The following is a 14,163-nucleotide window of genomic DNA, read 5'->3' as shown; positions in this document are numbered from 1 at the left end:
AGTCTTCTTCTGTAATTTATCTTATAACTTTGCAAAGCGTTTTTTCGTCAAGCATTGTTCTGTTCTTCCGCAAGTTTCTCTAATGTGCGATAATCAACTTTTCCTATTGGCGTAAGCGGAAGTTTCTCAATAATTCTGATTTCTTTTGGCTGAGCGTATTCAGGAAGTTCTTCTTCACAAAGTTTCTTTATATCTTCTTTGGTTTTGTTTGTATCTTTAAGACCTTCTTCATTCAATACAGCAAAAACAATTGGAAGCATTCCTTGGGCATGTTCTTCGTCTGCAGTTCCGACAGCACAGCATTCTTTCGTCTGTTTGTTTCTCAGTATTACATCCTCAATAAGGCTTGGGAACACTTTGAAACCATCATGTCTTACAATGATTCTCTTGATTCTGCCGACAATGAACAGGAACCCGTCTTCATCCATATATCCAATATCACCAGAGTGAACCCAAAGCTTCCCATCAGGATGTTTACGGAGGATAGCATTAGTTTCCTTCTCATTCTTGTAGTAACCAAGCATAGTATTGGGGCCTGTCATACAAACTTCACCCTTTTCACCGTATTTCAATTCTTCTCCTGTTTCAGGATCGAAAACTGAGATTATCGTATGAGCAAACGGTATTCCGACGCTTCCAAGCTTGTTTATCTTGTCAGACATACAAGCGCTAACCGCAGCAGATACCTCTGTCATTCCATAACCCTTCATTACATTATTGCAATTGTGGGACTTAAAGAATGCATTAACCCTCTTTTCTAATTCAATTTTCATTGAATCTCCGCCTACTACAGGCGAAATCAGGTATGAAATATCCTTATTCTTCATCTTATTGCTGGTAATTATGCTCTCATAATGAGAGGGGACCCCGACAATGTGTGCGGGATTATACTTGATCATTAGTTCATCATACTTGTTAGGATCAAAGGCGGGTATCAATATTACTTCCATGCCCATTATCAGAGGCATGTGCAAACCGTTTCCGATGCCATAGGCTATGAAAGGAGGCATAATATCAGCCCACTTATCTCCTCGTGAAAGATTAAATGCACTATTCATTAGCTGAAAAGCAGATTGATTCAGATTATCATTTGAAAGCATTACGCCCTTAGGGGTTCCGGAAGTTCCTCCGGTATGAACAATAACAGCACATTCATTTTCATGATAAGGTGTCTCAATCATGGGCTGTTCTGTTCCATTTTCGATAAACGAATGCCAGTTAAAATGTGACGGATTTAACTTAACTTTTCCTTTGGATAAGTAGTAAAGCGTCCTTTTTACAGCAGATAGACTGTCAGCAGGAGAAACAACTATTACATTTTCAACACTAGTTTTTTCAATTGCTTTAAGTATTTTTGAATAGGCAACATCCAATACAACGACAGTCCTAACATCCGATTCCAGAAGATATTCTCTTATTCCTTCCGAGCTCGTTCTGGGATCTATCATATTTGCGATAGCTCCAATACGGTTCAATCCATAGAATGAAATAATGATTTCCGGTGTGCTTACGGCAATAATTGCGACTATGTCATGCTCTTTAACGCCAATGCTGAGAAATGCTTTTGCAGCATTCTCCGTTGCCGTAAAGAACTCACCATATGTAATTTTATGTGAAAAGTATTCGAAAGCTACAGTATTTAAATATCCATCATTGCTGTTACGGATATAATCAAAGGCCTTATATTTTGGGAGATCAGCTTCTATTTGCTCTTGGGTAAAATACTTCAACCACGGCTTATCAATCGACGGATAGCCTGTTATATCTTTGCGTTCAGCCATCAGTGTTTCCTCACAATAAAAAAGTGCGGCAACCGAAGCTACCGCACTGAAAACCGTTAGCCTCAATTGCTGCGACACAATTTCATCCCATAGCGAAATGAATAGAGGCCACGTTTTTGCCAAACGTAGGGCCGCTATGGGATTTATTTAAATTGTGTCGCACCTTAATTTTACTTCTTGAATACTAATAAATAAAGAAAAAACTATTACAGTCCCGTGAAGATATCGTCATTTATTATGTTGTTATCTTGCCGAACCGATTCTTTTCTTCTTGGAGGGAATTGGATCATTTATCCTTTGATCAGTTCTCCTAGCCCTGTCATCCTTAATCTTTTCGATTGCCTTTTTAGGATTCAGGAACTCTTTGAAGGCTTCTACAAGTCCTTTTGCTTCTATGAAACTTGTGAACTGTTGAACCTTTTTCTTTAGGAAGTCAACTTCAGCTTTGAGCTCATCGACCTTTATCTTTAACGTTCTCGTTTTATACTCATAATCGTGATAGAGTCTTTCGAGCGTATCTGCAAGCTGATATCTTGCTATCAGTTTGTCGTATATCGTTTTAGGAAGCTTTACCATAGGTTCTTTGCCGAACATGGAGGGGACAGGTGTTACTTTTGATTCTATTTCCTGTATTTCTGCATAAGACGGCTTCATCGCTTCGGCGATGCCATTAATTTCTTCCTGCTTCGATCTGATCTTAAGCTCTGCCGCTTCGATCCGTTCCTTAATTTGCTTTAGTGCTTCTTCCTGTTCGTCGATTACTTCGTAATTGCTCTGAATCTGAGAATCGGTAGCATCTATCAGGGATATAGCTTCCTCTTTCTCGGAGTTCAGGATCTCGAGCTCTGCTTCAGCCTCTTCCTTCTCGCGCATGGCTGCCTTGTATTCAGGTATGGAATAATTATCACGGACTATGCCGAGTACTTCTGTCTCTATGCCTTTTTCTTTGCACAGTTTTTCGAGGAAATCTCTTTCCCTCTGCTGCCAGTGCATTGTCTCGTTGTCGTTCTTGCCTATAGCAGGAGCGATACCCATTTCCTGTAATCCTTTAGATAAGCTGTTCCTTGTGGAAAGTCCTGTTTTATATCCGTGTGCAACGGGTATATAGTCCAGGTGCAGGTGAGGGGTAGCCTCATCCATGTGAAGTACTGCATTGAACAGTATCAGGTTAGGATTCCTCTCCTGAAACGTTCTTGCATATTCGTCCAATACTTCTTTAGCTAGCCTTGCCGCTTCCGTGATGTTGCCGTTCTCATCGAGAATACCCGTATCGTCTCTTTTACCGATCTGAACTACGTTCTCATAAAAGACTTTCTCGTTATTCTTAGACTGCTTTACTTTTGAAAGATAGTTTCCTATCTTCCTGTCGTTCCTTTTTTGCTTAGCGTTATAATCAGCCACCGCCTTTCCGAAGATTTCTTCGTAGGCTTTTTCTATCGGGATCTGAACATAGATCACATTCATAGATCTTCTGGATGCATCTACGTTCTTGGCTATGAATTCTCTGTTGTTATGGTTTATACTGCCTTTACCTTTTACGAATGATATGGTTTTTGCCATCGGATTTACCTCCTTTCTTTAAGTGATATTTAGCTTGACTCTTGAAGCTGCCTTGTTACTTCTGACAGAAGTAACGCCTTATGAGTTTTGACACTGCGTATCAAAACTCAAGGCGCCCCTTCGGGGGATTACTCGGAATAGAGGTCTATTCCTCGTACCACGTTCTGGTCCCTAAGGTCTCGTCCTTCGTTCAGACGAAGGAAAGCTTCCAACGTGTCGCCACGTATGAGAAGCTTTCTCCCGACCTTAAGGACCGGCAGCTTTTTCCATTCGATTAGCTTACGGAGAGTGTTTCTACCTATCCCCGTAAACTCCGCTGCCTCGTCGATCGAATACGCTATCCTTATGTTCTGCATCTGAGCACTCTCCTTTCTGTTGCATTATGCAACTTTTGATATTGCATAATATAAAGCCTCAACTTAAATATGTCAAGCATTATGCAATTTTGTAATATTTCTCAAAGTTGCATATTGCATTTTTATTTCCCTTGTGATAGAGTAACCACATGAACCTTTGAGGAGGCATTTCGTATGAGTAATAAAGAGCTTAGAAAGCTAATCGGTAGTAGAGCCAAACAAAGGAGATTGGAATTAGGTCTTAATCAGCAGTATGTAGCTGACAAGATGGATGTAAACAAATCCACGATCCAGAGATATGAAGCGGGAGCCATAGACAATACCAAGAAACTCGTTCTTGAAGGTCTGGCAGAAACGCTTCATGTTTCAGTCGAGTGGTTGAAGGGAGAAACGGAAGAATACACATCAGACATTACGGACGAAAAGGATCTTAAGATAAAGGACATTTTCGGAAGACTTACCTGTATCGAACAGGAAGATCTCAAAGATGAAGAATATAACTTTTCTAAAGATCTTCTAATCTTTATGTTAAGCGAATACGAATCGTTCATAGATTCGTTCCGCTCAGGATGTGAGAAGTACAAGGGTAATCAGAGAGGAAAGAACATTGCAAAGGCAACGGGCTTCGGTTCCGTTGAAGAATATAACGAAGTAATGTTCCTCAGAGAGATAACCCACACGATAAACGCCTTCAACGACATAGAGGTAATACTCAGAAATTACTCGAAGGATTCAAATGAAGCATACATGCAGCTGAAGAGACTGATGTTCCAGCAGGAAGAATAGTAAAGCAATCGGATTTATCGTATAGTATCAAATTAGCATTTCAACAGTTCCGATTGCCGGATTAAAGAAAGGAATTAGTTAGAATGGCAAAAGGATCTGTAAGAAAACTAGGTAAGAAGTGGTATTACCGCTTCTACGTAGAGGATGCCTCCGGCAGGCTTATCCAGAAAGAATATGTCGGAACCGAAAGTAAGAGCGAGACTGAGAAGCTTCTTCGTCAGGCTATGGAAGATTATGAGGCAAAAAGATTCATAGCTGATGCGAAGAATCTTGATCTCGCGGCGCTCCTTGACATTTGGGCAGAAGAAGAACTTAAGACAGGATCACTGAGTAATGGTACAGCTAAGACGTATCTATTCTGTATTAAGCGATTAAAACTCCATCCCATTAGCAAAAGAAAGCTCAAGACAATTACTGCAGAACATCTGCAGTCTTTCCTTGATCTTGTCGCTTTTGGCGGCAAAGAAGGTGATTTTGATGCTGGTAACGGATATGGAAGAAGTTATCTTTGGATATTCTCGGCTATTCTGAAACATGTATTCAGATTTGCGGTATTTCCTAAGAAGTATATCGCTTACAATCCTATGGAGTATGTAGTTATTCATACTAAGAAGGATAATTCAGATTTGTTTGTATCCGAAACGGACATAGACGAAAGCACAACTCCGATTACACCGGAGATGTTCAAGATGCTTGTCGCTTATCTTAGTGAGCATCATCCTGATGCAGTTCTTCCGGTACAGATTTCGTATTACACGGGATTAAGGCTTGGAGAAGTCTCAGGTTTAACTTGGCAGGATATAAACTTTGAAGAACAGTATCTTATTGTTCGAAGAAGTGTTTCTCGTAATACTATCAGACACAAGACTGAGATAGGAACCACTAAGAGAGCTAAAGTGAGAACTGTATACTTCGGAGAAAACCTGAAGAAGAATCTTTGGGAAGCAAAGAAGCAACAGGCACTTATTCAAAAGGCCTATGGTGAATTGTACCAGAGGAACTATTATAAAGAGGTTCGTGAGAAGAATCGCATCTATTACGAGTGCTATTCATTTGACGGAACGCAAGAGATCTCAGGGGAATACAAGCCCTTGGATTTAGTGTGTAGGTGTAGAGACGGAAGGTTGTTGACACCGAAGTCTATCGAACAGGCTTGCAAGTATGTTGCAAAGAATGTGCCTATGTTTGAGGGCTTTCACTTTCATGTATTACGTCACACCTTTACTACTAATCTTCTTAAGAGCGGAGCATCGCCTAAGGATGTTCAGGAAATGCTTGGACATAACAGGATCAGTACTACGCTGAACACCTACGCACATGGTAGCCGCGAATCCAAGAAATCTTCTGCAAAACTGCTTGATTGGCTTGCAGGATGATGATTTTCCCTTATAAAAACATCTATAAACACAGTTTTAAGAGACAATCTTTCCCTTACAAAATGATTGTAAGGGAAAGAATAAGGGAAAACCCGGTCAAAACAGGCAGGAAAACGTATAGAGTCCTTATAGAATAAGGATTTCTCAGAAAGATAACGATTTAAGAACTATTTAAGAGTTCCTTAAAGGCACTTAAGGGTTAAAAAAGTATCCTAATGCCATAAGGAGGTCGAAAGACATGAAAAACATTATTGAGACTAAGAAGCTTTGCAAGACATTTTCCAACGGCGGCATTCAGCAGCACGTTCTAAAGAATATAGATCTTGAGATCTATGAAGGCGATTTCACTATCATCATGGGAGCATCAGGTGCCGGTAAGTCAACTCTTCTCTATTCATTATCAGGCATGGATAAGCCGACTCTGGGAAGCGTTTCTTTCGACGGTACAGAGATCACAAAGATGAATACGGATGAGCTTGCTGTCTTCAGAAGAAGCCACTGTGGTTTCGTTTTCCAGCAGGTATATCTTGTGGATTCTATGAGCGTTATGGATAACATTATGGCGGCAGGACTTCTCGTGTATAAAGATAAGAACACACTCGTTCAGAAAGCGGGAAATCTTTTAAAAGCCGTAAACATCGATGAGACACTTTGGAATAAGTTCCCCACACAGATCTCAGGCGGTGAGGCACAGAGAGTAGGCATCGCAAGATCCCTGATAAACGATCCGAAGCTTGTTTTCGCTGATGAGCCTACAGGTGCTTTGAACTCACAGACAGGTAAGGCAGTACTTGATACACTCACAAGTTTCAACGAGAAGGGCCAGTCCATCGTAATGGTCACACACGATATCTCAAGTGCAAGAAGAGGCAACCGCATCCTTTATGTTAAGGACGGTGAGATCGCAGGTGAGTGCAACCTCGGCAAGTATGTAACAGGTGATAAAGAGCGTCATCAGAAACTGAATGACTTCCTCGCAACTATGGGGTGGTAATCATGAACAAGACATTATTACTTACCAAATCGAACCTCAGAAAAAACAGAGGTACGTCAGTAGGACTTTTCCTGTTGATGCTGATCACAACCTGCCTTATCGGAATAGCCCTCCTCATCTTTATGGATTGCTATCCTTCCGTAAGCAGAGAGGCAGTAAGACTTAACGGAGGAGACGGATACCTCAGCATTTCCGGAAACATTGAGGGATTTACTGATGAGAAGATCAAGGAACTCCTCGAGGAAGATACGGACAGGTACTATACATATCACGATCTTAAGCTCTCAAATCATCCTGTAAAATTCGGTAACGGCGAAGTTGTCATCAGTCTCGATATCAGTGACGATTCTGCTTTTACAAGACCGATGAACACTTTTGAGGTCATTACAGAAGATACTTCGATAACTGAGAATTACATTTATCTTCCTTACCAGTTTAATACTGCCGGCGGATTTAATACCGGTGATGTTTTCGAGATCGAAAACTCAGGAAAGAAATACAGCTACACTGTAAGAGGATTTACCAATGTTGTATACGGCGGCTGCAATAATACTGCATTGTTTGCATTAGTTGTTGATAACGGCAGCTATAAGGAACTCTGGGATGAAACTCATGAAGAATATGAGAACATCAATATCATATATGATCTTAAGGATGGCGTGAAGAACGGCGAATTCAGGATCAGGTCTTTTAACGAGCTGCTTAAGGTCAATCCTTTTGCGGTCACCGAGGGATACGACATTGACGGAGTGATCAGCAACAGAACTTTTATCGGACTTATCATAGCGGTTTCTTTTCTGGTCGCTACCTCACTCATAATCGCGGCAGTTGCAATGATGCTCGCAAACAGCATAAGCAACTATATCAAAGAGAATATGAAGACCTTAGGTGCTCTTAAGGCGATAGGCTACACGGGAAAAGACATCAAGGCTTCACTCGTTATCTGGTTCCTTATCATCGCTGCTCTGGCAAGCATCATCGGTATCGTGTTGTCATACATTGTCATGCCGGTTTTCGCATCGATCATAATCGGACAGATGGGTGTTCCTTACAGCATCACGTTCAATCTTTTGGCAACACTTATTCCGGTAGGATTTGTAGTCCTGTTCACACTTTTAGTTACGGTCATCTGCGCGAATAAGGTCTCGAAGATACAGCCGATCGTGGCACTCAGGGAAGGTGTTGAATCACACAATTTCAGGAAGAATCATGTAGCTCTTTCCAAGTCGTCATTAAGTGTTAATGCAAGCCTTGCAATGAAGACTTTCTTCGGCAACATGAAGCAGAATGTGATCACGTTCTTCGTATTAGGATTCATGGTCTTCTGCTGTGTGATCTCGCTCCTTCTTTATGAGAACTTCAGCCGTCATCCAAAGCTCGATATCCTTGCTACTGAGATCTGCGCAGGTGTTGTCACGTCCGATCAGGAGACCAGGGAAGAAGTCCTTGAATATCTCGAAAACAGATCTGACATAAAGAACATCAGAGAGATCATCAACATGAATGTTTACTATGACGATCAGGAGAGTCTGTTCTGCTACATCGTCAAGGATCTTTCAAAGATGAACAATACCACTCTCTGCTACAAGGGAAGACTTCCCGAGTACGATAATGAGATCGCAGTGAGCGGATCTTTTGCCAGGGCATACGGCTTTGAGATCGGCGATGAGATAAAGATCGATTATGGTGATAATGCATTCAATTATCTCATCACGGGATTCATCCAGACAGCAAACAACCAGGGACGCGAAGCGATATTCTCTTACAAGGCTGCAGATCACATCATGGATATCGACAGCATCCCCGGCTGGTACTGGTTCGACCTCACAAACGAGTCGGAAGACGTTGACGAGAATATCGATGAAGTTAACCGAATCCTTGAGGAGTGCGAGGACAAATATGGCATTCACATCGTCAGCACGATGAACTTCTACAAGATGATCGGAGGCGCCATGACAACATTCCAGGGAATATCCCTCATGATGCTCGTCGTTATGTGTTCCATCTCCGTTGTTGTGATCGCACTGATACTGTTCCTTCTCATCAAGTCGCTCGTATACCATAAGCGTAAGGACTACGGAATCTATAAGGCATTGGGTTACACATCAGGAAGCCTCATGCTCCAGACAGCGATGAGCTTCATGCCCTCTGTAATCGCATCTGCAATCGTTTTCTCAGTCGTATCGTACAATGTTGCAAATCCTTATATCTCATTGTTCATGCGTTCGTTCGGTCTGATGAAGTGTGACTTTGCGATCCCGGTACCCGGCGTTGTCGCGATCGGAGCAGGCCTCACAGTTGTATCTTTCTTCCTTGCACTTTTGCAGACAAGAAGGATCAGGAAGATCGAAGCATACAACATGCTGGTTGCTGAATAAAGTGCGTAATAGGGAATAGATTGAGTTTGTAAGGACGGGGCTGTCTCTCGAAAAAAGAGACGGCCTCTCCTTTTTGTTTTCGTGCCGTAATGATAAACTGATTCCATATTGATGCGAGGGGGAAGACGTTCATGAATAAATGGATCAGGGCAGCCATACCGGCACTGTTGATACACTGTTCGATCGGTACGGTCTATTGTTGGAGCACTTTCAAGGAATCGATCGCCAACGCCATCGGGATGAGCAAGTTTTCCGTGGGCTGGGCATTCAGTTTCGCCATCTTCTTCCTCGGAATGTCGGCAGCTTTTGCCGGAAAGATCGTCGAGCAGAATATCCACAGATCATCTCTTATCTCTGCGATATGCTTCACGACAGGAATGATCGGCACCGGCTTTACGATCCGCTTTGTAACCGGTCCTCTGGCACTCATACTCATATACCTTTTCTACGGATGCATAATGGGCATAGGACTCGGAATAGGATATCTGACTCCGGTAAAGACGCTGATGCTCTGGTTCAAGGACAACAAGGGTCTGGCGACTGGTATTTCGATCATGGGATTCGGCCTTGCGAAAGCGATCGCGACTCCGATCATGGAGATGCTCCAGAACAAACTGGGGATCGCTCCGATGTTCTGGATCCTCGGATGCATCTATTTTGTCATGATGTTCGCAGGACACCTCCTGCTGAAAAAGCCTGACGGATGGGTCGAGGATAAGGCAGTCAACAACAGTTTCAAGGCGTCATCCATGTTCAAGGACAAGACCTTCATCGGAATATGGCTCATCTTCTATATCAACATCCACTGCGGACTCATGCTCATCACATACGAGAAGCAGCTGCTTAATGAGAAGTTTGCAGGTCTTGCCATACTTGCGACTATCGTCAGCATCGTTCCTTCCGTTACTGCGGTGTGCAATGCATTAGGTAGGATCGGTTATTCGACCATATCGGATAAGATGAAGGACAGGGCAACGGTCTACGGCATCATATTCCTGTCGTGCGTTTTGCTCTGCGGACTCTCCGCTGTCATCAGCAGCGGCTTTGTCATCATCGCTCTTCTCATGGTGATAAATCTCGGTTACGGAGGCGGTTTCTCGACCCTGCCTGCACTTTTGGAGTCCAGGTTCGGCATGAAGAACATCTCCAAGATCCACGGCCTCTCTCTGTCAGCATGGGCGGTAGCGGGTATCACCGGAAACAATCTCTCCGAGATAATCCTTCAGAATACGAACAACAACTACACTGTCATCATCGTCACGGCAATGGCGCTCTACGCAGTTGCCGGTGTCATATATTTCACGATGGTAAAGGCGAAGAAGGCATAAGAACTGAAAAGATCAGTTCCTTTCATGATGTTTGTAGTACTCGTTCACGAGGCTTTTGTATCCCAATGCCTTCAGGTCGTCATAGCGCACGTTGAAGCGTGATTTGGTGTGCGTTCCGCTGATGAGAAAACGCAGCAGTTCCTGTGAGTAGAGATCGACCTCGTGAAGACTTTTCGGAGTGGTTATTACAGGGAAGAACCATAGGCTCCATGTAAGGTCTGAATCCTCGTTCTCCTCAAGGAGTTTGTGATTGAATATCCTGATAAATGCGGCTGCCGCCTTGGTACCGTCCAGACCTTCTCTGCGGCGCCAGCGGTCAAGGGCACGCGCTTTGCGGCGCATCTTCTGTTTGAGTTTTTTTACGGAAGCCGGCGCTATGTCTATCTGTCCGTCCTTAACTTCGATGCCGAGGAAACAGAATCCGTCTCCGGGTCTTGAGAACGACTCCTTGTCCGGATTCACCGTCAGGTCTTTTGCATCAAGGTGATCCAGGATCACTTTTCTGTAAACGTTTATCTCATCCTCATCTTTTGCGAAAACGATGATGTCGTCAGAATATCTCGCATAGAGAATGCCTCTTTTGAAGAACCATTCATCAAGGTCTTTCAGGTAAATGTCGGCGTAAAACGAAGCTATCGGAGTGCCTGCCATTATGCCTTTTTTCTCAGTGATGATATCACTGCCGTCCATGACTTTTTCTTCGGTAAGCAGGGTCTTCATGAACCGCAGGAGTTCTTCGTCATCTTTGACCGTATCATCCAGGACGGCACATATCTTATCTACGGGGATCGAATTGAAATAATCGCTTACATCGACCTTGTATGAATAAAGCGAATGAAGATCCCTGTTGCGCGTGATGGAAGCTATTGCGTCTTTGGCGCATATGCCGGGACGGAACGAATAAAGACACGGTGTATATATCTGATCGTATTTCCTGAGTGTCAGATATGTCAGGAGCTTAAGGACCATGTTAAAGTCATAAGGGTACTTGTAGACGGTACGTTTCTTCTGACTGCTCATCTTGCTTATCACTGACTTTGCGGGCAGGGGAAGACCCCCGCACGATCTTATCTCTTTTTCGTATGTGAGATAGGCTTCGCTGTCGATGAATGCGCGGAGTTCTCTGGTGAATCTTTTAGAGCACCTTATGCCGGACTTGTATCTGAAAAATCTTTCCCAGCTGTTTTTCTCAAAGAGTTTATCTATAAGCGACACTTACGAATCCTTGACCCTTATATTTGTGATGGCGCACTGGTCGCCTGTCAACGCGACGTAAACATATGGCGAACCGTCTTTTATCGTCGTGATGTTGGTTATCTCTATGCCTGCGTTCTCGGTCTTTAGCGTTACCGTATTGCCTTTGTGCTTTATGTTGACCGAGCAGTCAATGCCCTTCTTGTTCAGCTCTTTCCATGCATTCCAGTCGTAATTGTCACTAAGCTTGTTTATCCTGAAATCGTTTGTCGCATAGTCATCTGAATCCCAGTTCTCGCCATCGATTCTGATCAGTGCATATTCGTGAAAGTTGGGACCGCCAACCTTTCCGTCGTCGGAAGAGAAGAGGCTGATATAAGGGCAATGCCAAACGAGTCTTGCAGTAGGAAGGCTCATAGAGTGGAATGTGACCGTGAGATTGTTGCCTAATAGGATGCCGTCGGTGGCAGCTGAACGGTAGCCGTCTGACTGGATGTTCGGCAGATCGCCCGCGGGAACATTGATGTAGGATATCTCTTCAGCTATCCTCGGAATATAGTCCGCAGGAACGCTTCCTTCCTCACGGTCGATGCTTACATTTGTTATATGACAGTTCTCGCCTGTGAGTCCCATATATGCCCATCTTGCGCTGTCGGGGAGAGCTACGATGAACTCGATCCTGGCCATGTCCGACAATATCCTGATGAGTACATGGTCCTTTATCTTGACTGCCTCTACGTTATAGGAGATGCTCTTTGAGATCATCTCGAAGTTTTCGTTCTTTTTGACCTGAGGCTGTATCTTTCTGGCGCCCTTGCATACGAACGTTCCATCGAACCTGAACTCGGCGTACTCGAAATAATTGAGCCTCTGCGCATTCTTCTCGTCCTCGTGGATCCTTGCATCGAGCGAATCGAAAAGTATGATCGACGGCATGGCATGTTCAGGAGAGTAACCTGCATCAGGAGTGCTCGTAAGTTTTATGTTAGTCTTTTCGTCGGTGACAACGATGCCTTCAGATACGGATGTTCTGTACTGTTTGCAGACAAGTTCGCTCTTTCCTGAGAGTTCTTTTACCTCTTCTTTTTCCTTCATCTGATATTCGCTGTCCAGGTCGATCAAATGGAGCATGATGTTAGCGAATTCAGGATCGAACTGCGTGCCGGTGCATTTTACGAATTCCTCTCTTACGACCTGCTGGGGAACGGCATCACGGTAGCTTCTCTTAGAAGTCATTGCATCGTAAGCATCGGCTACTGCGATGATCCTTGCGATCTCCGGAATGTCATTGCCCTTAAGTCCGCTCGGATAGCCTCTTCCGTCGTAACGCTCGTGGTGTGATTGTGCGCCGATGCTGAGGTACGGTGACTCACTGATGCTTGAGAGGATCTGCGCGCCGATGACCGGGTGCTGCTTGATCTCCTCGTATTCTTCTTCGGTCAGCTTTCCGTCTTTGGTGAGGATGCTTCTGGATATTCCGATCTTACCTACATCGTGGAGAAGTGCCGCATAGTAGATCTCGTCGCACTCCTGCTGATTCTTTCCGGCCAGCTCTGCGATCTTTCTTGAGTATTCCGCGACTCTGGATGAGTGACCTTTAGTATATTTATCCTTGGCATCGATGGCGCTCGCGAGCGCTTCAGCCGTCTGCGTGAACAGACGCCTTGTTTCTTCTGTCTCTTTCTTCAGGTAATCGATCTCGATCTTGCGTGCTCTGTCAACCGTCTGGTTCATGTCCCTCAACGCGAAGAGATAGAGCATGGTGGATAAGAAACCCGTTGTGATGTTTATGAGAGAAAGACCATAGAACTTCAGCTGGAGAACGCCTGCCACAAGCGGCATCGTCGTAAAGAGGATAAGTGATGCTATCAGGCTCTTCCTTAAATGTTTGTGATACTGGATGACGACTGAAAGCTGCAGCAAGAGAACGGCCAGAGGGATCAACATGCCGATCACATAACCTTGTGACCGCTGATAGTGGTTCGTGGCATCGAAGGTATAGTAAAGACCTGTATACTGCGAGATGATAAGCAGTATAACTCCCGTGATGATAAGATAATCGATCAGCCTCAGCCTGAAGGGTACGGTCTTTAAACCTGTCTCATCCACATAGATATCGCGGACATAATGATTAAATGCCCAGAGGATGAAGAGGACCATGGCATAAACCATGAAGTTGCTGACCCTGACCATGAGATAGCCAAAAGCGGAAGTGTCTCCTCTGTAAAGATATGCGGCTCTGTCGGAAAGCAGGAGGACGACCGAGAATATATTGGTCAGTATCAGATAGAACTTGCGCTCGCGGTCCATAGTCTTTGTTAAAGCCATGAAAAAAGCAGTGGCCGCTGAAATGCCGCTCAAAACAAGCATAAGATCAAGCTGTATACTTTTAAGAAACTCGAACATACCG

Annotated in this window: 10 protein-coding genes; 5 read left to right on the top strand and 5 right to left on the bottom strand. The window is 43.9% G+C overall.

Going from position 1 to position 14,163, the window contains the following annotated elements:
* Window positions 1-47: 47 nt before the first annotated feature.
* The 3 genes from BO18_RS20005 to BO18_RS19995 form a co-directional block, all read right to left on the bottom strand.
* Entirely contained in the window at window positions 48-1,781 is a 1,734-nt protein-coding gene (locus tag BO18_RS20005; protein WP_034449150.1) for a class I adenylate-forming enzyme family protein, read from the bottom strand.
* A 243-nt stretch (window positions 1,782-2,024) separates the two neighbouring features.
* Entirely contained in the window at window positions 2,025-3,341 is a 1,317-nt protein-coding gene (locus BO18_RS20000; RefSeq protein WP_034449148.1) for a plasmid recombination protein, read from the bottom strand.
* Between the two features lie 128 nt (window positions 3,342-3,469).
* Window positions 3,470-3,697 (bottom strand): helix-turn-helix domain-containing protein, encoded by a 228-nt coding sequence (locus tag BO18_RS19995; protein ID WP_034449147.1) that lies wholly within the window; start codon window positions 3,695-3,697, stop codon window positions 3,470-3,472.
* 174 nt (window positions 3,698-3,871) lie between these two features.
* Between BO18_RS19995 and BO18_RS19990 the strand changes: the two genes are divergently transcribed.
* The 5 genes from BO18_RS19990 to BO18_RS19970 all read left to right on the top strand — a co-directional run bounded on the left by BO18_RS19990 (window position 3,872) and on the right by BO18_RS19970 (window position 10,559).
* Window positions 3,872-4,483 carry a helix-turn-helix domain-containing protein gene (locus tag BO18_RS19990; RefSeq protein ID WP_034449145.1) on the top strand — a complete coding sequence of 204 codons (612 nt, stop codon included), beginning with the start codon at window positions 3,872-3,874 and terminating at the stop codon, window positions 4,481-4,483.
* Window positions 4,484-4,566: 83 nt separating this feature from the next.
* On the top strand, window positions 4,567-5,859 hold the full coding sequence (locus tag BO18_RS19985; RefSeq protein WP_034449144.1) for a tyrosine-type recombinase/integrase: 1,293 nt from the start codon (window positions 4,567-4,569) through the stop codon (window positions 5,857-5,859).
* 238 nt (window positions 5,860-6,097) lie between these two features.
* Window positions 6,098-6,853 (top strand): ABC transporter ATP-binding protein, encoded by a 756-nt coding sequence (locus BO18_RS19980; protein ID WP_034449143.1) that lies wholly within the window; start codon window positions 6,098-6,100, stop codon window positions 6,851-6,853.
* A 2-nt stretch (window positions 6,854-6,855) separates the two neighbouring features.
* The gene (locus BO18_RS19975; RefSeq protein ID WP_034449141.1) at window positions 6,856-9,231 is read left to right on the top strand and encodes an ABC transporter permease; all 2,376 of its coding nucleotides are present in this window, start codon (window positions 6,856-6,858) and stop codon (window positions 9,229-9,231) included.
* A 131-nt stretch (window positions 9,232-9,362) separates the two neighbouring features.
* Complete coding sequence (locus tag BO18_RS19970; protein ID WP_034449140.1) at window positions 9,363-10,559, top strand: OFA family MFS transporter; 1,197 nt, start codon at window positions 9,363-9,365, stop codon at window positions 10,557-10,559.
* A 12-nt stretch (window positions 10,560-10,571) separates the two neighbouring features.
* On the opposite strand, the gene BO18_RS19965 is transcribed toward BO18_RS19970, so the two are convergent.
* On the bottom strand, window positions 10,572-11,774 hold the full coding sequence (locus BO18_RS19965) for a reverse transcriptase domain-containing protein (RefSeq protein WP_034449139.1): 1,203 nt from the start codon (window positions 11,772-11,774) through the stop codon (window positions 10,572-10,574).
* Window positions 11,775-14,159, bottom strand: coding sequence for an HD-GYP domain-containing protein (locus BO18_RS19960; protein ID WP_034449137.1), 2,385 nt, complete (start codon window positions 14,157-14,159; stop codon window positions 11,775-11,777).
* Between the last annotated feature and the right edge of the window lie 4 nt (window positions 14,160-14,163).

This window comes from Butyrivibrio sp. AE2032 (assembly GCF_000702965.1).
Note: the sequence above shows the minus strand (reverse complement) of the source record. Positions and strands in the feature narration are given on the sequence as shown.

Excerpts from the sequence above, each read along its gene's own strand:
- BO18_RS20005 (WP_034449150.1), bottom strand. The coding sequence starts at position 1,781 with ATGGCTGAACGCAAAGATATAACAGGCTATCCGTCGATTGATAAGCCG.
- BO18_RS19970 (WP_034449140.1), top strand. The coding sequence starts at position 9,363 with ATGAATAAATGGATCAGGGCAGCCATACCGGCACTGTTGATACACTGT.
- BO18_RS19990 (WP_034449145.1), top strand. The coding sequence starts at position 3,872 with ATGAGTAATAAAGAGCTTAGAAAGCTAATCGGTAGTAGAGCCAAACAA.
- BO18_RS19960 (WP_034449137.1), bottom strand. The coding sequence starts at position 14,159 with ATGTTCGAGTTTCTTAAAAGTATACAGCTTGATCTTATGCTTGTTTTG.
- BO18_RS19975 (WP_034449141.1), top strand. The coding sequence starts at position 6,856 with ATGAACAAGACATTATTACTTACCAAATCGAACCTCAGAAAAAACAGA.
- BO18_RS19980 (WP_034449143.1), top strand. The coding sequence starts at position 6,098 with ATGAAAAACATTATTGAGACTAAGAAGCTTTGCAAGACATTTTCCAAC.
- BO18_RS20000 (WP_034449148.1), bottom strand. The coding sequence starts at position 3,341 with ATGGCAAAAACCATATCATTCGTAAAAGGTAAAGGCAGTATAAACCAT.
- BO18_RS19995 (WP_034449147.1), bottom strand. The coding sequence starts at position 3,697 with ATGCAGAACATAAGGATAGCGTATTCGATCGACGAGGCAGCGGAGTTT.
- BO18_RS19985 (WP_034449144.1), top strand. The coding sequence starts at position 4,567 with ATGGCAAAAGGATCTGTAAGAAAACTAGGTAAGAAGTGGTATTACCGC.